The sequence below is a fragment of the Nitrospirae bacterium YQR-1 genome (assembly GCA_039908095.1).
GTDB lineage: Bacteria > Nitrospirota > Thermodesulfovibrionia > Thermodesulfovibrionales > Magnetobacteriaceae > Magnetomonas.
Window position 1 is genome coordinate 26,846 of sequence record JAMOBJ010000010.1, and the last position, 26,047, is coordinate 52,892.

22 protein-coding genes and 1 pseudogene are annotated in these 26,047 nt (G+C 42.0%); 14 read left to right on the top strand and 9 right to left on the bottom strand.

Going from position 1 to position 26,047, the window contains the following annotated elements:
- Nucleotides 1-71: 71 nt before the first annotated feature.
- Nucleotides 72-254 carry a hypothetical protein gene (locus tag H7844_06835; GenBank protein MEO5356996.1) on the bottom strand — a complete coding sequence of 61 codons (183 nt, stop codon included), beginning with the start codon at nucleotides 252-254 and terminating at the stop codon, nucleotides 72-74.
- A 283-nt stretch (nucleotides 255-537) separates the two neighbouring features.
- Here H7844_06835 and H7844_06840 point away from each other — a divergent pair, with 283 nt between their 5' ends.
- Complete coding sequence (locus H7844_06840; GenBank protein MEO5356997.1) at nucleotides 538-3,258, top strand: AMP-binding protein; 2,721 nt, start codon at nucleotides 538-540, stop codon at nucleotides 3,256-3,258.
- Between the two features lie 51 nt (nucleotides 3,259-3,309).
- Here H7844_06840 and H7844_06845 read toward each other — a convergent pair whose 3' ends face one another.
- The 4 genes from H7844_06845 to H7844_06860 form a co-directional block, all read right to left on the bottom strand.
- Nucleotides 3,310-3,666, bottom strand: a complete 357-nt coding sequence (locus H7844_06845) for a DUF86 domain-containing protein (protein MEO5356998.1) — start codon at nucleotides 3,664-3,666, stop codon at nucleotides 3,310-3,312.
- On the bottom strand, nucleotides 3,663-3,974 hold the full coding sequence (locus tag H7844_06850; GenBank protein ID MEO5356999.1) for a nucleotidyltransferase domain-containing protein: 312 nt from the start codon (nucleotides 3,972-3,974) through the stop codon (nucleotides 3,663-3,665). The genes H7844_06845 and H7844_06850 overlap by 4 nt, the downstream gene beginning before the upstream one ends.
- A gap of 102 nt (nucleotides 3,975-4,076) precedes the next feature.
- Nucleotides 4,077-4,844 carry an AAA family ATPase gene (locus H7844_06855; protein ID MEO5357000.1) on the bottom strand — a complete coding sequence of 256 codons (768 nt, stop codon included), beginning with the start codon at nucleotides 4,842-4,844 and terminating at the stop codon, nucleotides 4,077-4,079.
- Between the two features lie 67 nt (nucleotides 4,845-4,911).
- Nucleotides 4,912-5,520 (bottom strand): DUF2155 domain-containing protein, encoded by a 609-nt coding sequence (locus tag H7844_06860; GenBank protein MEO5357001.1) that lies wholly within the window; start codon nucleotides 5,518-5,520, stop codon nucleotides 4,912-4,914.
- 682 nt (nucleotides 5,521-6,202) lie between these two features.
- Here H7844_06860 and H7844_06865 point away from each other — a divergent pair.
- Together H7844_06865 and H7844_06870 are read left to right on the top strand one after the other, a co-directional pair.
- Nucleotides 6,203-6,319: pseudogene (locus H7844_06865) on the top strand (prepilin-type N-terminal cleavage/methylation domain-containing protein).
- A 652-nt stretch (nucleotides 6,320-6,971) separates the two neighbouring features.
- Entirely contained in the window at nucleotides 6,972-8,780 is a 1,809-nt protein-coding gene (locus tag H7844_06870; protein ID MEO5357002.1) for a hypothetical protein, read from the top strand.
- A gap of 95 nt (nucleotides 8,781-8,875) precedes the next feature.
- Here the strand turns inward: H7844_06870 and H7844_06875 are convergent, their stop codons facing one another.
- Nucleotides 8,876-10,498, bottom strand: coding sequence for a phosphomannomutase (locus tag H7844_06875; GenBank protein MEO5357003.1), 1,623 nt, complete (start codon nucleotides 10,496-10,498; stop codon nucleotides 8,876-8,878).
- A gap of 139 nt (nucleotides 10,499-10,637) precedes the next feature.
- Between H7844_06875 and H7844_06880 the strand changes: the two genes are divergently transcribed.
- Entirely contained in the window at nucleotides 10,638-10,793 is a 156-nt protein-coding gene (locus tag H7844_06880) for a hypothetical protein (GenBank protein ID MEO5357004.1), read from the top strand.
- A 43-nt stretch (nucleotides 10,794-10,836) separates the two neighbouring features.
- Here the strand turns inward: H7844_06880 and H7844_06885 are convergent, their stop codons facing one another.
- A complete protein-coding gene (locus H7844_06885; GenBank protein MEO5357005.1) occupies nucleotides 10,837-11,274 on the bottom strand; it encodes a type II toxin-antitoxin system HicB family antitoxin in 438 nt (145 codons plus the stop codon).
- A gap of 26 nt (nucleotides 11,275-11,300) precedes the next feature.
- Nucleotides 11,301-11,513: a type II toxin-antitoxin system HicA family toxin gene (locus tag H7844_06890; protein ID MEO5357006.1), complete on the bottom strand. Its 213-nt coding sequence runs from the start codon at nucleotides 11,511-11,513 to the stop codon at nucleotides 11,301-11,303.
- Between the two features lie 343 nt (nucleotides 11,514-11,856).
- Here H7844_06890 and H7844_06895 point away from each other — a divergent pair, with 343 nt between their 5' ends.
- The 6 genes from H7844_06895 to xseB all read left to right on the top strand — a co-directional run bounded on the left by H7844_06895 (nucleotide 11,857) and on the right by xseB (nucleotide 19,519).
- On the top strand, nucleotides 11,857-13,011 hold the full coding sequence (locus H7844_06895; GenBank protein MEO5357007.1) for an O-antigen ligase family protein: 1,155 nt from the start codon (nucleotides 11,857-11,859) through the stop codon (nucleotides 13,009-13,011).
- A gap of 227 nt (nucleotides 13,012-13,238) precedes the next feature.
- Entirely contained in the window at nucleotides 13,239-14,849 is a 1,611-nt protein-coding gene (locus H7844_06900) for a glycosyltransferase family 39 protein (protein MEO5357008.1), read from the top strand.
- A 21-nt stretch (nucleotides 14,850-14,870) separates the two neighbouring features.
- Nucleotides 14,871-16,742 carry a hypothetical protein gene (locus H7844_06905; GenBank protein ID MEO5357009.1) on the top strand — a complete coding sequence of 624 codons (1,872 nt, stop codon included), beginning with the start codon at nucleotides 14,871-14,873 and terminating at the stop codon, nucleotides 16,740-16,742.
- Nucleotides 16,743-16,781: 39 nt separating this feature from the next.
- Nucleotides 16,782-17,825 carry a hypothetical protein gene (locus tag H7844_06910; GenBank protein ID MEO5357010.1) on the top strand — a complete coding sequence of 348 codons (1,044 nt, stop codon included), beginning with the start codon at nucleotides 16,782-16,784 and terminating at the stop codon, nucleotides 17,823-17,825.
- Nucleotides 17,822-19,234 (top strand): exodeoxyribonuclease VII large subunit, encoded by a 1,413-nt coding sequence (gene xseA / locus H7844_06915; GenBank protein MEO5357011.1) that lies wholly within the window; start codon nucleotides 17,822-17,824, stop codon nucleotides 19,232-19,234. Before H7844_06910 ends, xseA begins: the two co-directional genes overlap by 4 nt.
- Nucleotides 19,235-19,237: 3 nt before the next feature.
- On the top strand, nucleotides 19,238-19,519 hold the full coding sequence (gene xseB / locus H7844_06920) for an exodeoxyribonuclease VII small subunit (GenBank protein MEO5357012.1): 282 nt from the start codon (nucleotides 19,238-19,240) through the stop codon (nucleotides 19,517-19,519).
- A gap of 99 nt (nucleotides 19,520-19,618) precedes the next feature.
- Here the strand turns inward: xseB and H7844_06925 are convergent, their stop codons facing one another.
- Entirely contained in the window at nucleotides 19,619-22,993 is a 3,375-nt protein-coding gene (locus H7844_06925) for a tetratricopeptide repeat protein (GenBank protein ID MEO5357013.1), read from the bottom strand.
- A 289-nt stretch (nucleotides 22,994-23,282) separates the two neighbouring features.
- On the opposite strand from H7844_06925, the gene H7844_06930 reads away from it, so the two are divergent.
- Genes H7844_06930 through terL form a run of 4 tightly spaced genes read left to right on the top strand, consistent with a single transcriptional unit; the run spans nucleotide 23,283 to nucleotide 26,043 of the window.
- Nucleotides 23,283-23,510: a hypothetical protein gene (locus H7844_06930; GenBank protein ID MEO5357014.1), complete on the top strand. Its 228-nt coding sequence runs from the start codon at nucleotides 23,283-23,285 to the stop codon at nucleotides 23,508-23,510.
- Between the two features lie 47 nt (nucleotides 23,511-23,557).
- Entirely contained in the window at nucleotides 23,558-23,866 is a 309-nt protein-coding gene (locus tag H7844_06935) for a hypothetical protein (GenBank protein MEO5357015.1), read from the top strand.
- A complete protein-coding gene (locus H7844_06940) occupies nucleotides 23,859-24,353 on the top strand; it encodes a hypothetical protein (GenBank protein ID MEO5357016.1) in 495 nt (164 codons plus the stop codon). Before H7844_06935 ends, H7844_06940 begins: the two co-directional genes overlap by 8 nt.
- Complete coding sequence (gene terL, locus H7844_06945) at nucleotides 24,346-26,043, top strand: phage terminase large subunit (protein MEO5357017.1); 1,698 nt, start codon at nucleotides 24,346-24,348, stop codon at nucleotides 26,041-26,043. The genes H7844_06940 and terL overlap by 8 nt, the downstream gene beginning before the upstream one ends.
- Nucleotides 26,044-26,047 lie beyond the last annotated feature (4 nt).

Here is a 26,047-nt window from a genome sequence, read left to right on the forward strand (position 1 = left end):
TATCAGTTTTTACGGCAATTTATGCAAGTGTAAATTTAAAAAGATTTAAGTTACCAGTTTTTCCATGTATTTCATTTATCATAACCGGAAGGTTTTTCAGTCTTTGAACCCAGCAAGTCACCGCAGTGATTGCACAGATAATCATAAACGGTACAATCAGACTGCGCTGAGATGGTTTTTTCGGTGACTGCAACCGCCTGTTTACACCTGTTACAATAAAGTGATTTAGCAATAAATTTATCAAATTGCTTCATAATTTAGTCCCTGCCATAAAGGCATGACGGTGCTCTCCCTTACTGTGAGTCTTATATTTTAAAATTTAATTAATAATAACACATTTTACATCTTTTGGTGAAATGTGGAAAGACAAGGACCTTGACTTTTTTATACCCTCAAGCGTTAAAATTAATGAAATGAAAAGGTTTGTTTTAAAAAACACTTGCGCACACTAAATGCTACAGAGCCGGTAATTATGCCGGGGGGCTGCTAAAACCCATATGTATAAACTCATTGAGATCACCATGTCTTTAAATACAGATGCCGACAGCTAATTCCACATATTCGGTCCCTTTATGGCTCTACGAGGCCGCTCAAAAATACCCTGAAAACATTGCGTTTATTCAATACCACAAAACACAGGATTCTTATTCCAAAACAGAAATAACGTACAGTGCGTTTTTAAATAAAACTCTCAACATAGCACAGCACTTATCCGTGCTGGGAGTTCAAATTGGCCACAGTGTGGTGATTTGTTCGGAAAATATGCCAAAGTGGTGTGCAGCTTACCTTGCAGCCTCATTTCTCGGTGCTACATGTGTCCCCATAGATTCCGAACTGGGAGATAACGAAATTCAAAACCTTGTCGCAGTCTCAGGGGCCGAGGTAATTTTTTCAGGCATTACTGTTAAAGATAAGGTCCAGGGGGCTCTCAGTGCCCGGAACAAAACAATAATTTCTTTTGACAGTCCTGAATTTCAAGATATTTGGGACTCCGATACCCGTTCAACTTTTAAGTATCAACAACTTCCCTCTGATGATGAGGTCGCCTCAATTATCTTTACCTCCGGTACTACTTCCAAACCAAGGGGTGTTTTATTAACCCACAAAAACCTCTGCTCTGACGCTAAGGCGGTAATTGAAACCGGTATTATTTCTAACGGAGATAATGTCCTCTCAGTGCTTCCAGCCCATCATACATATCCGTTTATGTGTACATTTTTTGTTCCCCTGCTCCTTGGTGCAACGATAACTTATCCGCCGGGGCTTAAAGGCGTAGAGCTCGTTAACACTATCCGTAGCTGCCGGGTTACAGTCATGATTGGTGTTCCCCGGCTGCTTGATATGTTTTTAAACGCAATAGACAATAAGATAGCGGCACAGCCTGCCCATATCCAGTTTCTGACAAAAAATCTGCTCTCAGTGTCTGATTTTCTGCGAAGGGTATTTGACATAAATGCAGGGACTGTTTTTTTCAAGACCGTGCTGGAGGCATTTGGAGAGCAGTTCCGATTTATAACCTCCGGCGGGGCAAAACTAAAACCGGAGACCATGAGCCGCCTTGAGGCTTTTGGTTTTACCGTGATAGAGGGTTACGGACTAACTGAGACTTCCCCTGTTGTTACATTTAATCCGGTAAAAAAACGAAAACCGGGCTCTGCCGGAATACCACTTAACAGCGTAACCATTAAAACCCTGCAAGGCGCAGGGGATATCGCCGGCACTGCAGATACCGGAGAGATTTTAATCAAAGGCCCTATGGTTATGAAAGGATATTACGGTGCAGTTTCCGGTGAAACACCCTCCGTCATCAAAGACGGGTTTTTACATACCGGAGACCTTGGGTATATTGATTCAGAGGGGTACTTATTTATAACAGGACGCGCAAAAGAGGTAATTGTACTGAGTTCAGGTAAAAACGTTTATCCTGAGGATGTGGAGGCAAAGTATTTGGAGGAGCCGCTTATAAAAGAAATCTGTGTTTATGAGGAAAGTGACGGCAGGGGGAGCACCTCGCTTAACGCCTTGATTGTCTGCGATATGGATTACGCTAAGAAGATGAAAATCTCATCCCTTTACGAGTCGGTTAAATGGTCAATCAACAAGATATCCACAGTGCTTCCGCCGTATATGAGATTAAAGGGTTTTAAACTCTGGCCTGATGAACTGCCTAAAACAAGGCTTGGCAAACTTCAGCGCTATCTTATCAAAGAGATGGTAAAAGCCGGGGCGGTTAAAGCAGCCGGTGATGATACCACTGCTAAAGTTGAACCCTCCGGAGCGTATGCTTCCGTATTACTTGAGATAATTCGCACGGTTGCTGAAATTAAGACGCCGATAGGGGGTACTGACACCCTTGAACTTGACCTGGGGTTTGATTCGCTGAAAAAAATAGAACTTATTGCCGCAATCGAGGAGAGATTTAAAATCCGGCTTCCTCAGACAGTTATGGTTGAATTACAAACGGTTGATGATTGCGTAGAGGCGGTATCGAAACTTGTTGAAGGGGGGGCGGTGGAAATGCTGTTGGATGGTACTTCAGTAAAAACCGGTTATTCGGAAATCCTGTCGAAAGAGCCGCCTGAGAAAACTGATCTTATATGCGCAGGTTTTTTAAACGGAACTTTTGAAAATTATGTAACAAGGGTTATGAATTTCATTTTGAGAGTTTCTTTCAGAAAATTATTTGGGGCTGAAATATCAGGACTGGAAAACCTGCCAGGCACTGCGTACATTCTTTGCCCAAACCACAGCAGCTATCTGGATGCCTTTTTTATATCCGCGTGTGTTCCGCATAAGGTATTTAGAAATCTGTTTTTTCAGGGCGCTAAGGAATTCTTTACCGGTTATCTTTCAAGCAGATTTGCACGTTATGCCCATGTAATTCCGATAGACCCTGGGGAGTTTCTGATGCGTGCTCTTTCCTTATCGGCATACCTGCTTAACCGCGGCAGGTCGTTGTGTATATTCCCGGAAGGAGGGCGTTCTGTGGATGGAACGCTTCAGCAGTTTAAAAAGGGGGTTGGAATTTTAGCTTATGAGTGCAATGTTCCGCTTGTGCCGGTTTTAATCAGGGGTGCGCATGATGTATTGCCGCGGGGAGCTTTTATTCCAAAGCTGCACAAGGTGGAAATTATTATAGGCAGACCGGTTTATCCGGATATAAACTCAGATAAAAACTACCAGGGCCTTGCCGATGAGGTTAAGAATCAAATTATGGCCCTGTTGGAGAGTTCTCAGCAGGAGCGCCCTATCGCCTGACAACGGCGTTTTTTTAGAAAGAAACTTAGGATGGGTCCATGCTATTGTTTCTTACCACTTATCAGTTTTCTTTGCGATCTCAGTTTGTAGCGTCTCCAGCACCGGTTTAATTTTAGGGATAACATCTTTTACCGTGTACCAAATGAGAGTTGGCTGTATCCCAAAATAAAAATGTATAAGCTTATCTCTGAGTCCAGCCATTTCTTTCCATGGTATATCCTCATACTCCTTTCTGATTTCATCTGGTATATGTTTTACTGCCTCTCCAATGATTTCAAGTTTCCTTATAACTGCACTAACTGTTCTGTCATCATTTATGAAGTCATCATACCCGGCTTCATCAACAAAATTTTCTATTGCATTCATTGCAGCGATTATATCGTTTACATAAAAATGTAATTTCCTCATAACGGTATTTTTTCATTGAGGACTTCCTGTCTGATTTCATCCCTTATAGCGCTCTCGGGCACTATGTCAACAGAGGGAAGCCCCAAATACTCTTGTAGAAATAATGACAACCCCACGTGGTCAATAAGGTTTGCACCATCATCATATTCGACAAGTACATCGAGGTCACTGCCCAGTCTTTGCTCTGCACGCACATAAGAGCCAAAAACACCTCTTAGTTCCGCTCTGTATCGCTCTCTTACGTACCCTTTGAGATTTCTAAGTATTTTTAATAGGTCCTCAATAGCCGGATTATTTGCAATTTCCATATTTTTTCCCTCATCTGCCGCAGTTGTTTCAATTAACCATGTTATATGCTACACTTAAGGATACAGAGAACTATAAACTCTTTAGAGCAGGGATAAAAAACATTAATATTTCAGAGTACTACCCAAAAGCGAATAAAACGATGTAAGCACAGGCGCACCTGGGGCAATATCAAAGACCGGTTTACCCAAAAGGTCAACAGTGGAGATACCATCGTCCTCAGGTAAAAATCCGCAAACTGAGAGTCCCCTTGTTGTAGCCTCTTTTTTCAACTCCTCGCTGCCCGCCTCCCTTACACGGTTTACGATTACATGTCTTTCCGATATTTTAAGTCCTAGCTCATCCATCAGCGCACTGATTCTTTTTGCCGTCTCAAGTGCCTTTACGGTGGCATCCGTTATGGTAAACATTATGTCAACGTTGTTTTCGGTTCTGCGGCTCAGGTGTTCCATGCCGGCTTCTGCGTCAATAACAACAAATGCGTAGTCCTGAGCGAGTTTATCGGTGTACTTGCGGATTACGTTATTTGCTGCGCAGTAGCAGCCTGGTCCCTCGGGCCTTCCCATCACAAGAAGATCAAACCCCCTTGCCTCCACTATGGACTGCTGGACCTGGTAGTCAAAGAGCTCCCCTGTGCTCATCCCACCCGGCCTCTGTCCGCTTAACCGGACACTTTCAAGCGATGACTCCCTTATCCCGCCGATTGTAGCATGAACTTCCACACCAAGTGCCAGATTCAAACAGTAATTACTATCTGCGTCAACGGCAAGGATAGGCTTACCTGTCTTTTCCATTAAGTACCTTACGGTCAACCCTGCAAGGGTTGTCTTCCCTGTGCCGCCCTTACCGGAAAATGCTATTGTATATGCCATGGTAATAAAACTCCTGTTTATCGGTTTACAGACTCATCGGTAAAGCCGGCGGTCTGTTGATATTTGCTTATTTTTTTCTTACTCCCTCAACCAAGATAACAGCATATTGAGGATGTTCAAATGGGTGAACATCAGGAAATCTGCTATATAACCATCCCGTAAAAATCTCTTTGCCGCCCTCCACAATAGTGACATTAACAGCCGGGTTGTTCGGTTCATTGGACATGGAAGTCATCGTAAGGGCGTCCATCCTGAAATCAGGAAGCAGCTGCCCAACATGTATAACAATCCCTGAGCCTCTAACCTTATACTTGTCACCAATCTTAACCTCTGCAGTTTCCTGTTTATTGGTTTTCTTATCAGTTATCAATAACTTTACCGACTCCCACGTATTCTTTACGTCCTCCGGCACAAGGATTTCCATTTTGGGTTTTACTGAGTCCTTACCGCCACCGTGCCCCTGTGGTTTCACATCGTCTCTGCCGTGAGAGTTTGTGCCGCCTGCGCTCTTTGAACCTTCGTTATGACTGACCATATATTTTTCAGGATTTTTCGGCACCTCTGATTCTACCTCTTTCTTTTTTGTGCACGATGTAAAAAGTAAAAATGATATCATCAAAAAAACGGAAACACCCATGCCCTTTTTATTTAACACCATAGCCGCCTTTTGCTTCAAAATTTCTCAAAGGCAAACTCTAAAACCAGCCTGCCGCTGTCTGATAATTTTAACTTGCCTGTAATATCTTTGTCAATGTTACCCCCGGAATCCAATGCTACTGTCTAATTGCAAAAGTAATAGATATTTCAAATAATTCTGATTAATTTTTTAAAAGAGGAGATTACCACGTCGCTGTGCTCCTCGTAATGACGGATAGAAACGTCAACGCACAGCCCAGCGCCGTCATTGCGAACCCCAAAGGGGTGTGGCAATCTCAGCCCTTAAAGGTAAAACTCATTGACAACGAAATTTTGCAAGCCATTATAAAAAGGATATAACTCTGAAAAACTATCGCAAACTTCTGCAATTAGACACTACAATCATTGAGATTTGCTGTGGGAACACACAGAATATCAGACTCAGGTAAATGTCACTTTATGTCAATGTGTGACAACTTTTGTCAGTTTTTATCACGAAAAATCTCTATTACCATCTATTCCGTGCTCTTTTATCTGGCATACAAATTGCTATAATATTAATTAGCAGACAGGGCACGAAAGTGGATCATGAGACCGGCTTAATATGTTTGTTAAGTGAATGACAGGAATTATGGGGTTGGCTGAGATGATAGATTTAGGAGTGCAACTGTCGGTTAATGGGTGGTTTTTAACCGCCTATAAAAGCAATTTGGAGGTTTCAGATGTTTAAAGTAATATCGGATTTGAAAAACAGAGGGGAACGAGGCTTTACTTTGATTGAGCTCTTAATAGTTATTGCAATCATCGGTATTCTGACGGCAATAGCAGTTCCTGCGTTCCTCGGGCAGAGAGAAAAAGCAAAAGTAAGAGCAGTTGAATCAGGTGCAAAGGGCGCAGTATCGGATTTACAGTCATATCTTGATGCATATGTTGCCGGAGACCCCTATATAATAGTGTCAGATGCATCAGGTGCACAGGGTTGTATCCAGTCCACATTAGCTACCAACACCGGAAAAACATGTAATGCCGTTTATAATGAGGGTAGTGCAGGAACTTACACCGCATTTCCCGGTGGTATAGCAGGCGTGATTACACATTTTATCTCACATCACTCATTCAAAGGTGATAAGAGCCCCTACACAGGTAATACATTGTTTATTTCCGCAACCCCTGCCGCCGGAGATGAGGGTGTTGTATTTGTAACTCCCGCTGCCAGCCGTGCAGTTAACGTTTTGGCATATACCACTAATGTAACCACTGCTGTGTTCAGCCAGATGGTAACCACCCGTTAGTTAACAACAATTGTCTCTTTACAACAGAGATTTAGAAAGCAACGGGAAGGACGTTAAGTCCTTCCCGTTGTTTTGTTTACACAACTTATACCAATTCGCAGTCAGAAGTAAACGCAGGCGGAAAGGAACAAGCGACGCCCCTGAGCTTTCGCCTAGGCCAACGAAGTTAGACGATTGATTGCGGATTGGTATTATAGTTATGAAAGACAACACCGGCAAAACAGCGTATCTGCACCATGCTGTTTATTTGGGTATTGTTTTTGCAGTTTCCGTTATTATCTATATCCCTGCATTTAAAAGCGGCCTCATATGGGATGATGATGAAATAATCAAAGGGGCAATGCTTTTCAATAAAAAAAAGCCCTATGACATTTTTACTTGTTACGGTCTGTACTACAGACCAATAACAACATTGTCTTTTGCTTTTGACTATACTATCTGGCATATTAATGCCATCGGATACCATATCCACAATGTTGTGATTCATGCTTTAAACTCAATGCTTCTATATGCAGCTTCTTTTATCTTTTTTAAGAACTGGAAGCTCTTTCCACATAATTTCTCAGGCGCCTCTTTTTTTTGTGCCCTCCTCTTTTCACTGCATCCCATTCATACCGAATCTGTTGCCTGGATATCTGCAAGAACTGATTTGCTTGCCACATTTTTCTTTTTGTTTGCTTTTATAGCCCTTTTGCTTTTCTTACATGAAAAAAAACGTGAAGGATTGTTTCTTATATCGGTTTTTTTCGTGTTTTCTCTTCTTTCCAAGGAAAACGCTATTGTTTTTATTGCAATAGCTTTGGTATATGTCTTCATTGCCGGAGCTTCTAAAAAAGACGCAGCCCTTGTTTGTGTTTCTATGGCTGCAACGCTGGTTGTTTATATGTTTTTGAGAAAGTTTGTATGGTTGAAGGATTTATTAAAAACTCCCGGTACCTCAGGAGCTTTTTTAGTTAAAAACACCTCACCATACTCCGCCGTTGAAACCCTTATAAACTCAACCGCCTACTACTACGAAAAATTGCTGCTTCCGTTGAATTTAAGCATCATTCCAGAGGTACCCACCAGCTGGGCCTATCCTGTGTTATTTATTTTGCCGCTTATTCTATTAGTGTTTTTAATAATAAGACGGAACTTTTTAGCTGCTTTTTGGTTGCTATGGCTGGGGCTCACCCTGATGCCTTCCCTTGCTATAGCAGTGTCTCAGATAGCTGCACCTATCGGAGAGCGCTACTTGTATCTTCCCTCCGCCGGATTATGCTTCTTACTGGTTATGCTCTTATATCCGCCGCTGGAACACTCCACAGGCAGTGGCAGCAACCGGCCTTTAACCGGGCAATTGGCTCTGCTTGTTGTTATCTGTTTAACCTATGCACTGCTGACTTATAACCGCCTCTCCGATTGGAGCTCTGATTTCACTATCTGGCAGGATGCTGCCGAGAAAAATCCCCGCTCCGATATAACAAAAACCAATTACGGAATAGCTCTGTTGAGGCAGCAGAAGTTCAATGAGGCGGAAAGGCAGTTTCAAGATGCACTCAATCTCAAACACTTAAGCCATGAAAAAAAATCTATCGTGCTCAATTCTTTGAGTATCATTGAGATAGAAAGAAAAAACTACCACAGGGCTGAAACCCTCCTTTTTGAATCTATAAATGAAAACCCGCACAATGTCGGCTCATATAATAATCTGGGATATCTGTATATGAAATTAGGCTCTCAAGCAGATGATTTTGCAGCAAAAGAACCGCTTATTCTGAAAGCCGTCGAGGTGTTTAATGAGTCACTTAAATATGCAAAGGAGATCAAAGAGATAAACTTTAACCTTGGGCTTTGCTATCTCGAACTCAACGATTTCCAACGCTCAAAAGCATATTTTGATGCTGTGATTCAAAAGGACCCTGCCTCTGACCTGGCACAGAAAAGCATTAACCTTACAGTATATCTGGAAATGAAAAAAAAGCAATTGCAGGACAGAGGAATTTTACCTCCGGTACATAACCGATAAGGCAGCCATCTGTAATGATTGTGGAAAGCAGTGAGTTGAGAAAAAAAGATAAGGGGAAAGACGGAGTCATCCCCCCTATCTTTTACTATCACAGACTAAGCAGCAATAGCGTTTTTAGTGATTTCCTCGGCCTTTTTAAACATTACGTCTTTTTCGGCCTCCGAGCGTGTTTCGATATAAAATCTGACCTTAGGCTCTGTCCCGGAGGGTCTTATCAGCAGCCACGAGTCATCATTAAAGACAATCTTTGTACCATCCACAGTGATTAGTGTTTTGACGGTTTTGGTAGTATCGCCAAAGGTAACCGATGTGCCGGGCTGCATGGATTCCCTGATTTTGGAAAGCTTCTCAATAAGTGGTTTTCCGACAAGGGAGCGGTCAACCTCAACACCTGAGCGGTCAGGGTAAAAGTACCCGAACTCCTCCTGCACGTCTCTGAAGTAATCGCCGATGTTTTTACCGGTCTTTGCCATCATCTCTATTGCAACCAGAAGTCCGAAGATGGAGTCTTTCTCAAGGGTGTGGTTGTAACCCGATATTCCGTCACTCTCCTCAAATGCAATGATTGCCCGCTCTGAGCCTGAGGGCAGCAGGTAGGGCCTGAAGTTTTTAAATCCCACCATGGTTTCTTTAATGCCTAGCTCGAGTTTTTCAGCAATAGCATTTACAAAATTGCTTGTTGCCACTGACTTTGTCACAACCCCTCTTAATCCCTTGTATTTATAGAAAAAGTGAAAAGCCAGTGCTCCAAAGTAATTCATGGGCAGCTCCGTGGTGCCGTCTGTAAATCGTATCCTGTCACCGTCAGGGTCCATGATAACGCCAAGTTTGAGCTTTGCCGTTGAACCTCTCAGAGCTTCCGTCACCATTTTCATGTTCTTAGAGGAGGGTTCAGGGGCAATTCCACCAAAGAGATAATCATCCTCGGTTCTGAAATACTTTATCTTAGGGGAGTCTCCCAGAAGTCTCTGAGGACGGGTCCTTGTCGAGCCGTGGACATGGTCTATGCAAATAAAACAGTCATTTTCGTCAATAAACTTTCTCAGCTCCTGAGTGTTTAAAGTTTTTTTCTTGTTTATAAATTTCTCATAAAGAGCAACGGGGTCAATTGTCTCAAAGTTTGCTTTTTCAGGGTCAGGAATTGTCAGTTTTTTTTCCATCATTGAGTTGGCAAACTTTTCAATAACTTTTGTGATTTCACTGCCTGCCGGGCCGCCGTCTGAGGGGTTAAACTTAAACCCTGCCCACTGAGCAGGATTGTGAGACGGAGTCAGATTTATGGAGCATGATGCGCCCAGCTCCTCAATAGCAGTCGAGAACTCAGGTGTTGTCGTCTCACCACTGTAGTATGTCCTGATGCCTTCCTTGCTAAGGAGAGAAATAGCTGTTTTGGCAAAGTCGGGGCCGAGGAATCTATTGTCATGGCCGACTATCACTCCTCTTTTTTTGATCTCATTGTAGTCCTTCACACCCATTGCCTTCATAACCTCGGGGTCCTGTTCTTTAAACATTTCTATTATTGCCGTTGTAACTATTTTAAAATTGTTGTACGTATAATCAAAGCCTATCTCTCCGCGCCATCCTGATGTGCCAAATACAACATTAGCAGGCTGCATGTTTTCCCTTGCTATTTTTTCGATTTCGGAAAGAAGCCCTGCATTTTTCTTCACATCAGACATTATGTCTCTCCAGCACTCTGAAGCGTTCTTGTAAGGCATTGGTACACCTCCAATGGTATTGATTATTAAAGTAAGGGTTTAAACCACAGATAGTCTATCATAAAAAACCATGAATTATCCATAATGGAGCCGCTATAAATATATGTTTTTTTAAATTGCCAAGGAAATAGTTTTGTTAATGCCGACCTTGCCTCGTGCCGGAGGGGCTACCGGCGCCAGCACAAAATATATACATATTGCACATGACGCCACCGGTACCGGTGCGGCTTGGGTACAATTTAATACCGTGACGGCTGAGATTGGCGGCGTGGTGAGGACAGTGTTTTATCAGTAAGTAAAAAGATGGATGGCTGCAAGCGTGTCGCCAATATAATAAATTAAGTAATCTCTACATGTAATTTCCTGTGGAATGCTTTTGCAATATTGCTTAATGTTTTTATAGTCGGGTTAGACTTAAGAGGGTTTTCAAGTCTTTGGTATGTTTGATATTTAACCCCTATCATATTGGCTAATTCAGTTTGACTGATACCTCTTTCCTGTCTTAATTTCTTCAAATTTATCGAGATTGATATGCTTGCATCAGGTTCGATAAAATAAATGTTGTCTCCTGTAATATTTGACGGTTCTGGTATGTTTAAATTCCTGATAAAAATAGAGGTCAAATAACCTGTCAATGCTTCTGTTGCATTGAAGAGAGCCTCTTCAGTTGTTTCGCCTTGAGTCACACATCCTTTTAAATCGGGAAATGTGACAACATAATATTCACCATCATCATAGTAGCGTACAAACCTCGCAGGATATTTTAAAGTTTTCATAATTACCTCCTTTTTTTGTATTATAGTTACGATGTCTTTTTTTTTCCTTTTTTTATATCATTGAGGCTTAAACCGCTGTCTTTAAGCAATTGATGTAATGTGCCGCTTTTTAAGTCTTTTTTGTGTACGGGAATTGAGATAGAGTCGTTTCCTTTCTTATATATATGATGGCTTCCGGCTGTTCTATCAAGCTCCCATCCGTGTTTTTTGATTAATTTAATGAAATCTAAATCTTTCATGTTTTTATTATACAGGATATATCCTGTATTGTCAAGCATTATTTTCTATTATAGTGAAATTCAAAAGTATGTTCATATTGATTTTGTAAGAAGATGTGAATGTGCAAGGTAATCCTGGTCTTGCACATGTCACACTTTTAAGGCGACAGAGGCTGCTTCTTATTTTTCTACCAACTCGATCTGGTAAGGAGCTCATTTTTTTTAATTTATTAAAAGCGCACTGTGTTATAATAACCAGCGGTATCAGAGAAATGTTATTTCAGATAATTAAAACTACAAGCTTAAGGGCGGAATTTTACGGTCATGTTAATCATACAGGTAATCAAAGCAAACCGGCACTTTTATGAATTATAACGTTAAGTTATACTTAAAAAATAATGCAGATAATATCAATCTTGCCGCTGCCGCAATTTTATTGCTTGCTTTACCATTGTCGGAAAGCCTGAAAAATATTTCGCTTTATTTATTTATGGTGCCTATTTTTTTTTATAACTTATACAACGGCAGCCTTAGAATAAAAATGACAGCGCTCCATTATGGTTTTCTGCTGATTTTGCTGGTATCGTGTGCCGCCGCTTTTTTCTCGGAAAACAAATATGAAAGCATAAAGGGAATACGAGACGTCTTACGCAATACGGTTACTTTTTTTGTTTTCCATGGATTTTGTAAAAAAAGAGATGTCAACCTTCTCCTCTGGGCTTTTTTTATCTCAACCGGTGCTGTTTCAGCTTATGGAATATATAATTCCCTGCTTACTCACTCCGTACTTTCAATTCCCGCCCTGGGACACTATAACTATACCGCCATGTACCTCATTATATCGGCTACCGCCATGTTAAGCATGTTTGTCTATGGAGAACGAGGCGGCAAAGCAGAGACGGTTATTCTCTTTACACTAATCTTTATTACACTTGCAGCATCCGTTATGACAACCATGAGAACCTCATTTGTTGCCCTTGCCCTGTTTATTGTTATCCTGTTGTTATGGAAAAAAAACACCCGCAAAAGTATTCTGATAATAGTCTTCTTTACACCTATGGTCCTCACAGTGCTCTATTTATATAAACCCATGTGGAGCAAGCTTCTCTCTACCGAATCTCTCATACACCGTATTGAAATATGGAAATATGCTTTTACAGTGTTTAAAGACAACTTTTTAACAGGAGTCGGTTTAAACAACTTTAATTTTTCACTCCCGCCTCACATGGATGGCGGCAGGGCGGTTTACGACGCTCACAGTTTATATCTCAACACGGCGGTGCAAACAGGAATTTTTGGAATAACATCCCTGATATTAATAATCTATGGTTTTTTAAAAACCTGGGTCTCCTTCAAAGCTCTTTCCAGTTATGAGAAAACTGTTAAATATGGAGCTTTGGGTGCTTTTCTGGTTATTTTCATCGGTGGTTTGTTTGATACAACTTTCCACCATAAACAGGGTATGGAGTTTGCTATACTCAGTGCCGTTATGGCTGCCTGCTCGTATGAGTTGGAGTAGTTGCGATTTATATCAAAGGATTATTAAATTATGTGTAATTTGTAAGTTTCACGAGGTTTTTTTACACCTATGTTAATGACTCCACCTTTCCCGAACCTTGATTTATTTTTTAAGGACAGGCTATTATTGGAGGTTACAGACAGAGGCAGTTTGCTCTATTGATGCAGTTTGCCGGATTTATCCGATAAATGTGATACTATGCCGACATTCATAGTAAAGGAAGTGACGTGCAATTTCTTAAGACAAAATATCCGGCGATAATACTGATAATAGCCCTTGCTTACGGCTTTTACCTGCGCTCTTACCACCTTGACTACCCAAGCATCGGCTATCACAACATGAAGGAAAACCAGCATCTGAGCGAAACTCTTAATTTCTATAAAACCGGTATCTCCATTCACAGGCATGTTTACTTTCAGGCCGCCGACAAAGACATTCCTTACTATGAGGAGTACCCGCAGTTACCCTTTATTCCGGCTATCGGAGTCATTCTGTGGAAAATCCTCGGTATATCCTTCTGGGTGATGCGCCTTCAGATGATAGCCTTTTCTATGGGTACGATTGTCCTTGCTTACGTTATTGTTAAAAGACTCACAGATGATGTCAACGTATCTGTGCTTACCGCCGTATATATGGCTATTATGCCGTTGAGCGTTTTTTTTGGAAGAAACATCCAGCCGGAGGCGCCTTGCCTGTTTCTTGTTATGCTGTTTTATCTGTTCTTTCTAAAATGGGTGGAAAAACCGTCTTTTAAGTACGCATCTCTGTCCGCCCTGTCACTGGCTGTAGCAGGCATGGCTAAAATGTCGTTTCTTATTCCTGCAATTGCCGTACTGGGTGTCGTACCATTAAAGGAAACATTTGAAAAAATAAAAGATAATAAAATGCGAAAATCCCTTTCGGGTTTTATGATTTTTGCAATACTGCCGTTTTATATTTGGCTTACCAACATTACAAACATAAATGAAACTCTGACGGAGGGTTCGATTCATAAAATAAGGCTGCTGGAGCCGTTTACCCTTAACTTCTGGAGAGCAAACTCAAACATGCTGCTGAGTTTTTTTGTTGACAACTATACATTATTTAATGGACTTCTTATGTTGGCAGGCCTTCTGCTGCTACCTCTGGTCTATAAAAAAGCCCGAGGTTTTTTCACCTTCTATTTTATATCGCTCATTTGTTACCTGGCTGTTTTTAATTTCTATTTTAAAGAGCACAGTTACTACCAGATGCCTTATGTTTTCCTTGCCGCTTTCCTTATGGCACACTGCGTTAACTATGTCTTTTCACTAATTTTCAGGAAACTGCAAAAACACTACATAACAGCCGCTCTGTCGTTGATAGTGCCGGTTTTAAGCCTGACAGCGGTAAATGCCTCTCTTACCAGGCAATATGACAAGCAGTTTTTCGGCATAGACATAGCCGGAGAGTATATAAAAACCCATACATTAGAAAAGGATAGATTTCTGCTTACAGTATCAGCCCAGAAGCTGGGAGTCTGCTACTTTGCTGAAAGGTTTTGCTTTGGTACTCCAAACACTGAGGAGGACGTCATTGCCTATGAAAAAAATTTTAATTCGAGATACCTCTTTGTTTATGCTAATTCCATGCCTGATTTGATGAAACTAAAATCATGGCCTTACATTGAGAAAAATTACAGAATAGCCCAGGGTGGTTTTATTCCGTATCAGGGGCAGATGACGCTCAGCTATCTCATTCTTGAAAAGGGTGGTACTTTTTCATATGATGATTTAAAGAAAGCTCAGCCTTTTTTTGCAAAATCATATGAACTGAAAAATATGAAGGTACCCTTTTACACCATCTCTGTGGTCAATTAGCGTATAGAATGATTTTTTCAGATGGTTTATTTAACTAACAGGCTAAAAAATAAAAATTATACTACCGCTATTGCTCCCATACTGATAGCCTTTTCAGCGTTTTTTCTTTCTATCCCTCTCTTATATCTTTCATTACAAAACGGAGTGGATGATTCATGGGTCTATGGCCTTCATAAAGCTAAACAAAACGGTCTTATCACCGGCAAAGATATTTTCTTTACTTACGGACCTCTTGGTTATCTTATGTTTCCTGTCTATATTGACAGAGCACTGTGGGCATATTCTGCTATATTTACCACTTTTATTCACTTAGCTTTATTTGTTGTTGTGTTTTTATTTCTTAGAAAAAATGAAAAAATTTCTTTGCCTGATTTTGTATTGGTCTTTGCCGTCCTTACGATAGTGTTGCAGTTTGATGTGGAGTCCAAACACTATATTTATTTGTTGATTGCCGCATATATGTATCTGGCTGCAGGCAAAAATGACTATAGGATACTCATCCCGGTCATGTTTGGTTTCAGCGTATTTTTTTATTTTAAGTTTTCATATGGGATATCTCTTTTTTGTACTTTTTTAGCTTTTGAGGCGATTTTATTAAAGGAAAGGCGATTTCAGGACTTTGCAGTTTCAGTTATTATCTATTGCGTTTTTATTTTTGTGCAGGGATTAATTCTAATCGGCAGCCCATCGGAGCTGCTAACTTTTTTCAGAAACTCTGTTGAGATATCATCGGGCTACAATGCTGCAATGGCACTTTATGGGAGTTTAACTGAGATATACATTTCACTGTTTATACTCATATTCTATTTTTCTTTATTGGCATATTTTGTTGTAAAAAAGAACAAACAGCCGGCAATATTTTTAATTTTGTCGGCCGGAGCTTTTTTCTTTTTGTTTAAACACGGTGTTGTAAGGCAGCGATTTGAACACGTTGCCGGTTTTTGGGGAAGTGCCGCCATACTGTTTTCACTTTTTTATGTTTCACAAAAAAGAACTCTTAATATCTATTTGAAGAGTTTTCTATTTTTTTTTATTTTTTTTCTGGCACTTGGTTCCTTTTACCTTAATGCTAAAAATACCACAAAATCAATCGCCGGATATCCTATGTTAAAAACAAGGCGTATAGTTCTTCCTCTGCGTTTTATTTTTGATGAGTTACGCGGGATAAAAATAGACATCAAGAAATTAAATAAAAATTCCTTATCAAAGTTTTTTTACCTTAGTCCACAAACTATTGGCATAATTAACGGCCACAGCGTTGATATTTATCCGTTTCACATCATAATGGCTGAGCTTTACGGTTTTAAGTGGTCGCCAAGGCCGATTTTTCAGTCATACTCTGCATACACTGTGCTGCTCGATTCCCTCAATGAAAAACAACTAAGGACGCCGCAAGCCCCGCAGTTTATTCTTTATTCAACCGGCAGTATAGATGAAAAAAACTCTTTTTTTTATGAGCCCAAAACTTTCAGGACTATTATGACAGAGTATGAGATTGTTTCAATTGACGGAGACTTCATATTGTTTGCAAAAAAACAGAAGCCTGATGTGCTTAAGGAAAAAAAACTCTTTAAAAAAGAGACAGAGATGAATTCCGCTGTTACGCTTTCAAAGCTAAACTTTGCCGGACTGAACTTTGCCGGAATAACTGTTAATTATAACCTTATCGGAAGGATTATTATGCTGGTCTTTAAAGCCCCCCCTGTGTATATACACCTGAAAAACAACACAGAGGCGTTTACCTACAGGCTTACAATATCCAATAGCCAAAGCGGTTTGCTGCTAAATCCGTATATAGGTGAGGGTGGCGAAATTTCGATAAGTATAAATTCACCGTATCCATCTCTATTTCAGAAACAAACTGTAATAGAGGTTTTTAAATTAGAAAAATGATTTTAATAAATGTTAGTATAACAAGGTAAAATAATTAAAATGTCTAAAGCAGTGGCATTACTATCGGGCGGCCTTGACAGCACACTGGCCGTGCTGGTGTTACTCAGGCAGAACATAGAAATAACTGCCGTGACGTTTCAGACCTATTTTGGCTGCGACGCCTCAGGGGTGTCTTCCTGCGGGCGGCCGACATATGATTTAGCCGCGAAATTTGGTTTTGACGTTGAAATGATAACACTCGGTGAGAGTTTTATTGACATTGTTAAAAACCCCCGCCACGGGCACGGTAAGAACATGAACCCATGCATAGACTGCCGGATTCTAATGCTTAAAGAGGCGCTGAAGCTGATGCACTCAACAGGTGCTGATTTTCTTGTAACCGGTGAGGTGCTGGGGCAGAGGCCGATGAGCCAAAGACGTGAGTGTTTTCCTCTTATTGACAGAGACGCCGGAGTTGCAGGGCTTGTGCTCAGGCCGCTGTGCGCCAAACTTCTGAAACCAACCATAGCGCAGGAGCGGGGGCTTGTTGACACAGAGCAGCTCTATGCAATGAACGGCAGAACCAGAAAGCCTCAGATGGCTCTGGCAAAGGAACTTGGCCTGACGGATTATCCGGCTCCTGCGGGTGGCTGCCTGCTGACTGACCCGATTTACTCATATAGGTTGAAGGAACTCCTTCGGCATGACCCCCACGCCTCTGTCAGAGACATCACACTGCTTCAGCTGGGCAGGCATTTTCGCCTGAGTGCCACCTGTAAGGCAATTGTCGGCAGGAATCAGGTTGAAAACGAAAAACTCGAGCTCCTTACCGGAGATGGTTCCGTGTTTTTTAGTGTGGCGGGTGTAGGTTCACCTACCACATTGCTGACAAACAAGGACGCCTCTGCAACGCCGGATGAGAGATTAATTAATTTCACAGCTGCATTAACCGCCAGATACTCCGATGCTAAGAGAGAAAAAGAAGTCGAGGTTAGTTATTGGGGAACACTCAACGGAAGCATAACTGTAACTCCGGCAGACCCTGCCGTGACTGAAGGCTACAGGATAGACAGCGGCGGCGGGAAGGTTGTGCGGTCGAGATGATTCAAAAAAAACCTGCACTAAGTCTGTACGAGTTTAATCTTATCGTGAAGGAAGTGCTTGAGAGCACGTTTGCTGAGAGTTACCTGATAACTGCGGAGATTGCCTCGTTAAATGTTGATGCACGCGGTCACTGCTACATTGAACTTGTGGAAAAGGACGACAGCGGGATACGGGCAAACGCCTCTGCGAGGATTTGGGCGTCCTCCTATAAAATGATTTCCTCGGAATTTGAAAATGTGACGGGGGTGAAGCTCTCAAAGGGGTTAAAGATACTTCTTGAGGCGGCACTGACGTTTCATGAGCGTTATGGTTTAAGCCTGATAATAAAGTGTATAGACCCGTCCTATACACTGGGTGAGATGGCAAGGAAAAAGCGGGAGATACTGCTGAGGCTTGAGACTGAGGGGATATTAAACCGCAACAAGGCGTTGCCGCTGCCTGTGGTGATTCAAAATATTGCGGTGTTTTCATCTAAAGGGGCGGCGGGGTTTGAGGATTTTCTCAGACATCTTAAATCTAACCCCTACGGGTATCTGTTCTATGTAACCCTGTATGAGACGGTTATGCAGGGGGAGCGTGTGGAGGAATCTTTTGCTGAGTCTGTCAGAAAGTGTCAGGGCGCTGTGGATAAACCCGATGTGGTAGTGATAGTCAGAGGGGGCGGTGGAGCGGTTGACCTAGATGCGTTTAATAATTATCTAATAGGCAGGGCAGTGGCTCTTTTAAACATCCCTGTCATATGCGGAATAGGACATGAAAGGGACCGCTCGGTAATTGATGAGGTTAGCCACACATCGGTAAAGACCCCCACGGCTGCCGCAGCGTTTATAGTAGAGCGTGCGAGGGAGTTTGAGGACACGCTTGACAGGCGGTTGAAAGAGCTTGTCACCTCTGTCAGAGATAGGGAGCGCAAACTGGACGGCGGTCTTATTACACTTTCCGGGGCATTAAAACACGGCGTTGCTGCGGCAATTTTAAGGAGCAGATATGCGATTAAAACCTACAGTACCTCTGTATTAGTTACCCTTAAAATTATACAAAGACAAAAAAATTATATTAAAACCCTGAGTGAGAAATTTAACAGTATTGCTGCAGGCGACTTACGTAACCTTAAAGCCGGGCTTGATTACATACGGAGTCGTCTTGAGTTATCACTTAAGCGGCTGGTAAATAAAGAGAAGGAGAGGTTAAAGACTCTTAGCGGGGCGGCGGGTAACTTAAACCCGGAAAATGTGTTGAAACGGGGTTACAGCATAACAATGGATGAGGGTGGGAAACTCATAAGAACACCTGAGCAGGTAAAAGAGGGAATGACACTTCAAACGATTTTAGCAACAGGACAAATAGAGAGCATAGTCAGCGGCGTTTCAGCCGCCTCGCCGTTATTAATCAATACAACTGAGGTATAGACAGTGAAGAAAGAAAAAAAATACTCTGAAGCGATACAGGAAATCGAGGCGATAATATCCGAGATAGAGGATGAAACCATAGACGTGGATTTACTGACGGAGAAAGTACGTACAGCTATTGTCCTTATAAAGTTATGTAAATCCCGCCTGAGAAAAACTGAGGAGGAGCTGGAAGATGTCCTGAAAGAGTTTGAAAGACCCGATGAACCCGATGAGTCGGGCAGCCCTAAAAAAGACCTTAAAAAGAAAGATCAGGCGGAAGAAAAGAACTCGCTGTTTTCATAAAAGAAATCATCTCATCTTGGAACCTGAAGCGAAACAATGTTTGTTATAAAAATTTGTTTGTGACGATACCGGATTGCAGCTAAAAAAACAAATTGGTATTTACCCATTTATCCCTGCGCTCTTTAACGCCTGTATAATTTCATAACTCTTTAACGTCTTATTGATTTCTATTACTTCCTTCAGGCACTGTGCCGATTCTGCTTTTTTGCCGGTTGCATCGTATAACATCGCAAGGTTAAAAAGGGTAATTGCCTCGCCGCTTTTATCGCCAATTTCCTTACTGATTTTTAAACTCTCAAGCAGATACGTCAGAGCGCTCTCATAATCACCGCGGGCATCATATATCTGGCTGATATTATTTAAAGTAACCCCTTCCCCCTGTTTATCGCCAATCTCCTTCCTAATTTTTAAACTCTCAAGCAGATACTTCAGGGCGCTCTCATAATCGCCGTGGGCACGATATATCTGGCTGATATTATTTAAAGTAACCCCTTCCCCCTGTTTATCGCCAATCTCCTTACTGATTTTTAAACTCTCAAGCAGATACTTCAGGGCGCTCTCATAATCGCCGCGGGCACTATATATCTGGCTGATATTATTTAAAGTAACCCCTTCCCCCGCTTTATCGCCAATCTCCTTCCTGATTTTTAAACTCTCAAGCAGATACGTCAGAGCGCTCTCATAATCGCCTCGGGCACTATATATCTGGCTGATATTATTTAAAGTAGTCCCTTCCCCCTTTTTATCGCCAATCTCCTTCATGATTTTTAAACTCTCAAGCATATACTTAAGGGCACTCTCATAATCGCCGCGGGCATCATATATCTGGCTGATATTATTTAAAGTAGCCCCTTCCCACTCCTTATCGTCCTGATTCTTATCAACCTTACAATTTAATATTTCTTTAATCTCTAAAAAAATCTTCAGGGCACCGTCTATATCACCTTTTAATTGCAGTATTAGCCCCATATTATTTAAAACATGTAAATCCGACTCCAACCCGAGCAGCTCGTAAACAGCTTTGCAGTAATAAAGGGCGGTTGCATACAACGAGTTTTTATAATAGTAGTTGACCAGTCTTGCTCCGATTTCATTAATTTTATCCTTCACTCCGGCTTCATTAATTCCGGCTTTGTGGTAGTGATAGAACGCCTCCTCATATTCAGTCAGACCACCGCCATGATTTTTTACAATATCATAATGATAATCACCGGCTGCTTTCCATGAAAATTCAACTGCTACAGTACTTTGCCCGCCATGCTCTTTCAATAAATCATTAATTATCGGCGTTACGAAATAGTATTGAATAGTATTGCTGTCGTCCAGTCTAACCGTTGAAATCTCAATGAGGGTCAGATTGCCTAAATGCTCAAGGGCTGCCCCTAAGTCTTTGTCTGTCAGCGCCTGTCCATCCGGTTGTGTTTTAAGTGTATTAACCGGAACCGGAATTCTGAAATTACAGAGCAGATACAGAACACGCTTTTGCCCGTCACTAACCAGCTTTAATAACTCTTTAAAAATAAGGTTCAGCGCCATATCTGATTTAACATCCGTGACGGCGGCACCCAGAGTATTTTTCATTGCGGCAATCGTTTTGAGCGATTCCTTAATTTCCTCTTTCTTTTCAATATAAATTTTATTAAATAACTCCAGCGCCCTGAAATTCCCACCAAGGTTGTTATGTAAAAATCTCACCATGTCAACAAACCCGGCTTCCTGCTTGTTAAAAATTGTGTCTAAATAGAATTTCTTGTTTAGCTCATTATGAATTTCAAACAGTTCGAGATATTGGCACTTTTTCCAGTAATCGTTAAAACCGATGTTGTTTAAGTTAATTTCTATCAGATTCTCAAGCCCCGGGATGCTGTACCTGCCGGTTAAAACCAACTGCACGATTTTTTCTCTGCAAAGATGCTCTATCACCTCGTAAATGTCTTTATACTCATCGCTAAACCCGGCCGTGGGCGAGGGCTGAAAAGTCTCCAGATTGTCAAATACCAACACCGGTTCGTAATCTGCTGCAAACATTCTCAATATCGTATCAAGCCGAGTTATCGCCTCAGGGATAGATTTTGCCGAAATTGTCACGGTAAGCATTTCTTTAGAGCCGGTTTTTAACATGGTGCTTTCAATTACTTCCAAAACATTGTCAATCGAGCGCACCTTATCAGTGATAATAACCGGAAACGTTTTAGCCGGATTTTTACTAACCGCCCGTTGAACCATATATTCAGCCATTGTGCTTTTACCAACCCCGCCCTGGCCTTTCAGCAGTATGGGAATTCTATCAAAAAACGGCTCAAACACCTTTGCCTTCTCTTCCCTGCGCCCTACAAACAGGAAATCCGCACCGTGCTCTACAGACATATGCTTTCTCTCTGTCACATACCGGTAACTTGTTAATATCAGGGGTTTCGGTGCGCCGTCCCAATCCACAAGTTTCTCTATTTTTTGCGAGACGTATAAATTGGGAATCATCCACTGTTGTGATACATCACCGCCCTTGTCTGCCACCTGTTGCTCAAACATTTTCAGCCGTTTTGTTGCAGAGGTAAATGCCTGCATAATGTGCTGCCTATCAGCAAGCTCCTTGTAAAGTTCCGCCGTAAAAAATGTTGCGTGTTCCTCAAAAACCGACATACCCATTGAGACAACAGCCGGAATATCAACGTTTAGGAGCTTGCCGGTTATGCCTCTTAGAATCCGCTCGGAGCCGCCCTGAGCGGTTTGACACGATGACAGCACAACAAGTGGGATTTTATAGTCGGGATTTGAATTAATCGCTATTGCAAATTTATCTTCATCTACAAATTTTTTCTTTAGATTATAATGGTCTTCCAAAGCCAAGTAACCCCGCCCTTTATAAAATGCCCCGTGGCCTGAAAAGTGCAGAATGTGGTATTTGTTGGTTTTGATTTTTGATTTCAGCGCCTCAAGTGAGCCGTCATCCGTGTAGTCTATTTCAACATGGCCGGTTTTAAGAAGCGGTTCAAAGGCTTTCAGTATCTCATACTCTTCTTGTTCATATGAAAGCCGTGATTTGTAATCCAAATCAAGCGGGGAGGAAATCATAATCAGGATTTTTAACGGGGCTTCTATATACGGTGTAAAATCTGATAACTTTTTATCAATTACAGCAGCCGGCGTTTTTAATATATGGAGGCTTTCTATACTGCCAAGCGGAGTGTCTGTCTCTGATTCCTCAGCCATTGACCACGGGAGGTTCAGGATTTCGCTGTCGGAGTCAATGAGCCGCAGAGTGTAATGATTGCCGGTTGCAAGTGCATCTTTGACAATGGCCTTGACCTCGGAGTTGGCGTTGATGATGTATGAAAGCTCTTCTTTTAGCGGCTCAAGGATTTTTTTATCAGCTGTCCCACTGTTTTCTATCTCTCCGGCAAACTGCAAGCCGAGTTCTTTTAAAACTTTCCTTTGCTCGTTGGAAATATTAAGTGTAACACTTCTCCATTGCATTGGTATCCTCCTCCTCCTCTATCATAGTTAATTTCATGCGAATTTATTTTAAACAGGAGCACATTTCACCAATTATACACAATAGCAATATAGAGCGCAAGACGAATTTGCTGTGTGGTTGGTGACTGTGTCATATAACCTCTTGCCCGCATTTTCTCTTATTTTTAAAAACCGTTTAAATGACCTGACAATTACGTTGTGATTAACATTAACTTATGCTTAAAGGCATTATACCACTGACATGGAACTGACAGAGCTTATAAAAGCGGTGGGTCAGGGAGGGCCCGGTATGGCTTTAGCACTAATTGCTATCATTCTTGGGTATAAGTTCATAAATAAAATCGGTTGTGAGTTTGTTCATGCCCAGAAGGAGCAAGCCTCCGCACTTGCACGTCAGGCACAGAGCATGGAAGGCCTCCACGGCGCTATACATGATTTTTTAACCAAAGACAACAAGGAACACCTCGACATTCTCATCATGCTCAGGGTGATTATTGACAGAATGGACAGAGACTGACAGGGTACCGGTTTTAAAGAAAAACCCTCGGCTAAGGAGATTAACGAATGAATATGAAACTTTTGAAAGAGTTGATATTGCGAGGTTATGTGCTGGAGATTCTAAAGTCCGACCCGGAGGAGTACATAAACGAGGAGGAACTCAGAGCAAGGCTCTACCTCTTCGGTTATGCACTTCTTACCGAGGACCTGAAGATTCAACTGCGCTACCTTGAGGACAAGGGCTATGTAAAACGTAATGAGAAATTTAGCGGCCAAATTTGCGAGGTGGGAATTACCGCTTACGGTGACGACCTGTTAAACGGCATTATCAAAGACGAGGGCGTCTTTATCCCCAGAGGTAGGCAAAATGGTTAGAAAATCACTTATCCTTGAAAACATAGACGTCGCATGGCAGGTGTGGCGAGATTTCGAAGGTAACTCAGAGGAGGCCGTCAAAGAGCTTAACAAAAAATACAAGTTCCGCCTTACCGTAAAAACAATTACGGAATGGGCGGAGAAATATAAATGGAAAGAGCGCTCAGAAAAAGAAAAACTCGAAATCGAAAAGCTCAGAAAAGCTAAAGCCGTAACAACCGAGTCACTGATAGCAGACCTCCTAAGACAAAAGGAAAATTACGACTCCCTCGGCACTTTGGATAACCAATCCACAAATGCATACACTTCCCTTGTCAACACTATCAACAACCTCTACAAAACCACAGCAAAGTCAAAACTTGACGCCTATGTGGACCTCATGAAAATTTACGTCCAGTGGCTTCTTAAAAACGACCCCGACGGCATCAAGAGTGTGGAAAAACACATTGATGCCTTCACGTTGTTTCTGACGGAAAAATATGGCTAATTTAAAAAAAATATTTAAAGACATCGAGGCTCTCAGAGAACAAATCAGCTCACATACAAAACCATTTGAGGACACTGCCGGCACAGATGGTAAAACCGCCCAGACCCTTAGAATAAAAAGAGCCTCTGAAGACCTCGAATTCTTTGCCCGCACATATTTCCCACACTACATAAAATCACCATCATCCAAACTCCACAAATACCTCTCCGAGCGATACATGGAACTGGTGCGCTCTGCTACTGAGGCCGCGGCAGAGTCATCAAAGCCCGGCGTAAAGGGGGCGGCGACCTCAGGCGGCACTAAAGAAGTTGACGCCGCCCCGCGTGGTAACGCCAAATCAACCTGGACCACCCTGATTCTCCCTTTATGGACCACTGCCTTTAACGCCCGTAACTTTGTACTCATTGTCTCAGATACGACAAGCCAGTCGGAAGACTTCATTTCCTTTATAAAGGCCGAACTGGAAACCAACGAACGTCTTAATCAGGATTTCCCACACATCACCGGAGAGGGTAAAATATGGAGGGCTGATACTCTTATAACACACAATGGAGTGAAAATCCGCGGGGTCGGAGCCGGACAGAAGCTTCGCGGCATGAGACACGGCAGCCGCCGCCCTGACCTGGTTATTTGCGATGACCTGGAAAACGACGAGGCGGTCATGTCGGTTGAACAAAGAAGGAAACTCGAGGATTGGTTTTTTAAGGCCCTTATGAAAATCGGACAGAAAGACACCATCTATATTGTTGTGGCAACGGTGCTGCACTACGATTCACTTCTGTCAAAACTGTTAAAAAAACCCGGCTGGAGAGGAAAAAAATTCAAAGCCATCATACGGTACTCGAAATCAAAGAGGTGGGAGGAGTGGGAAAACATTTTTTCATCCGGCTCACCACCACTTACCGGCACAGAGAGCAAAGAAACAGCCGAGATAATGGCGGATGCCTACTTCAACACATATAAGGACGAAATGCTTGCCGGCACTGAGGTGCTGTGGCCGGAAGTTGAGGACTACTACTATCTCATGAAAATGCGTATCTCCGACGGCCCTGCTTATTTCGACTCGGAAAAACAAAACGAGCCAATTAACCCCGAGGACTGCCTCTTTAGCGAACACTGGATTCAATACTACGACGATGAGACGCTGCCTAAAAATGCACCTCTGTATGGGGTAGTTGACCCTTCAATGGGGAAAAAATCTAAACGCCATGACCCCTCGGCTATTATTTGCGGACGCTTTATAAACGGCATTTTGTATATAACTGTAGCAGACATTGAGCGCCGCCACCCGGATAAAATTATCGAAGATATTTTAGCCTGTCACAAAAAAGAACGCTTTCAGCTCTTTGGTGTGGAGTCTGTTGCATTTCAGGAGTTTTTTAAAGATACGCTCATTAAAGAAGCTCACAGACAAAACCTGACACTTAATGTTGTAGAGATAAGATCAGGCGCCGATAAACTCTTACGGATTCAAACCCTTCAGCCGTGGATAAAAAACGGCTGGATTCGGTTTAAAAAAACCCAGAGAACCCTAATAGAACAGCTTGTCAGGTATCCGCTCTATGATCATGATGACGGCCCGGACGCACTTGAAATGCTAAAGAGCATAGTTGAACAAAACTCTGCAACGGCAGGTTATGAAACCATCGCCTCCAGAGATACCGTATTTAGAGGAAAAGGAGCTTATTAAAAGA

Excerpts from the sequence above, each read along its gene's own strand:
- H7844_06835 (MEO5356996.1), bottom strand. The coding sequence starts at position 254 with ATGAAGCAATTTGATAAATTTATTGCTAAATCACTTTATTGTAACAGG.
- H7844_06840 (MEO5356997.1), top strand. The coding sequence starts at position 538 with ATGCCGACAGCTAATTCCACATATTCGGTCCCTTTATGGCTCTACGAG.
- H7844_06845 (MEO5356998.1), bottom strand. The coding sequence starts at position 3,666 with ATGAGGAAATTACATTTTTATGTAAACGATATAATCGCTGCAATGAAT.
- H7844_06850 (MEO5356999.1), bottom strand. The coding sequence starts at position 3,974 with ATGGAAATTGCAAATAATCCGGCTATTGAGGACCTATTAAAAATACTT.
- H7844_06855 (MEO5357000.1), bottom strand. The coding sequence starts at position 4,844 with ATGGCATATACAATAGCATTTTCCGGTAAGGGCGGCACAGGGAAGACA.
- H7844_06870 (MEO5357002.1), top strand. The coding sequence starts at position 6,972 with ATGAAAGACAACACCGGCAAAACAGCGTATCTGCACCATGCTGTTTAT.
- H7844_06875 (MEO5357003.1), bottom strand. The coding sequence starts at position 10,498 with ATGCCTTACAAGAACGCTTCAGAGTGCTGGAGAGACATAATGTCTGAT.
- H7844_06880 (MEO5357004.1), top strand. The coding sequence starts at position 10,638 with ATGCCGACCTTGCCTCGTGCCGGAGGGGCTACCGGCGCCAGCACAAAA.
- H7844_06885 (MEO5357005.1), bottom strand. The coding sequence starts at position 11,274 with ATGAAAACTTTAAAATATCCTGCGAGGTTTGTACGCTACTATGATGAT.
- H7844_06890 (MEO5357006.1), bottom strand. The coding sequence starts at position 11,513 with ATGAAAGATTTAGATTTCATTAAATTAATCAAAAAACACGGATGGGAG.
- H7844_06895 (MEO5357007.1), top strand. The coding sequence starts at position 11,857 with ATGAATTATAACGTTAAGTTATACTTAAAAAATAATGCAGATAATATC.
- H7844_06905 (MEO5357009.1), top strand. The coding sequence starts at position 14,871 with ATGGTTTATTTAACTAACAGGCTAAAAAATAAAAATTATACTACCGCT.
- H7844_06910 (MEO5357010.1), top strand. The coding sequence starts at position 16,782 with ATGTCTAAAGCAGTGGCATTACTATCGGGCGGCCTTGACAGCACACTG.
- xseA (MEO5357011.1), top strand. The coding sequence starts at position 17,822 with ATGATTCAAAAAAAACCTGCACTAAGTCTGTACGAGTTTAATCTTATC.
- H7844_06925 (MEO5357013.1), bottom strand. The coding sequence starts at position 22,993 with ATGCAATGGAGAAGTGTTACACTTAATATTTCCAACGAGCAAAGGAAA.
- H7844_06930 (MEO5357014.1), top strand. The coding sequence starts at position 23,283 with ATGGCTTTAGCACTAATTGCTATCATTCTTGGGTATAAGTTCATAAAT.
- H7844_06935 (MEO5357015.1), top strand. The coding sequence starts at position 23,558 with ATGAATATGAAACTTTTGAAAGAGTTGATATTGCGAGGTTATGTGCTG.
- H7844_06940 (MEO5357016.1), top strand. The coding sequence starts at position 23,859 with ATGGTTAGAAAATCACTTATCCTTGAAAACATAGACGTCGCATGGCAG.
- terL (MEO5357017.1), top strand. The coding sequence starts at position 24,346 with ATGGCTAATTTAAAAAAAATATTTAAAGACATCGAGGCTCTCAGAGAA.